Source organism: Oligella sp. HMSC05A10 (assembly GCF_001808335.1).
Classification (GTDB): domain Bacteria; phylum Pseudomonadota; class Gammaproteobacteria; order Burkholderiales; family Burkholderiaceae_B; genus Oligella; species Oligella urethralis.
Genome location: NZ_KV792902.1, coordinates 1 through 669 on the forward strand (window position 1 = coordinate 1; position 669 = coordinate 669).

A 669-nucleotide genomic window follows, 5' to 3' on the forward strand; every position below is an offset into this window, starting at 1 on the left:
CTCACCTGCCCATAGCCTATACTGCCACTGGCTTGACAAAAACCGCTTATTAAGGACTACTAAATATTAATTTAACCAACACTTAAACTTAATTTTTTTACTTTACTTGAGATAAAAATCTCACTCGTAATTAAAAAAATTGAAGTATAAAAAACCATACTAAGTATTAGTAACTTTTCATGTTCAGAAAATTCAGTACCCTTGTAAAGGGGCTGTGATTTTATAAATAAATAATATCCATAAGTAAAAAAAACAGCAAAATTAATTAAAAAAGAAAGACATCGATGGTAATTGTGTTTATTTAATAAAAATCTAACCAGAGTTGCAATAATTAATGGTATCAGAAAAACCAAACTTGCAATTAAAGTCAAACCAACCCCTAAACTAAAAACATCCCATATTTCTATGACTTCATCTTCATTCAAAAAAACATTTACTAAGATTTGAATACAAAAGACTATTGCACTTACGAACAAAGCTTTTAACATACAAAAAAAATAAGTTTTAAAAGTTACTTTCATGGCAAACATCCCTGATTCCCGCCATAGCCAAGTAGTTTGCAACCATATTGAACCCTAGATTCGTAGTCCAATATCTTTACATCCGTGAGGACCTCAGAAGCCCATCTAAAAGCATCATAATCACTTAAATACTTCTCATGAATCGGTT

General features: G+C 30.2%; 1 protein-coding gene. It reads right to left on the minus strand.

The window, feature by feature from the left end:
* Positions 1-71: 71 nt before the first annotated feature.
* Complete coding sequence (locus HMPREF3144_RS04750) at positions 72-521, minus strand: hypothetical protein (RefSeq protein ID WP_141742725.1); 450 nt, start codon at positions 519-521, stop codon at positions 72-74.
* Positions 522-669: the final 148 nt, after the last annotated feature.

Coding starts and splice junctions, on each gene's coding strand:
- HMPREF3144_RS04750 (WP_141742725.1), bottom strand. CDS start 521: ATGAAAGTAACTTTTAAAACTTATTTTTTTTGTATGTTAAAAGCTTTG.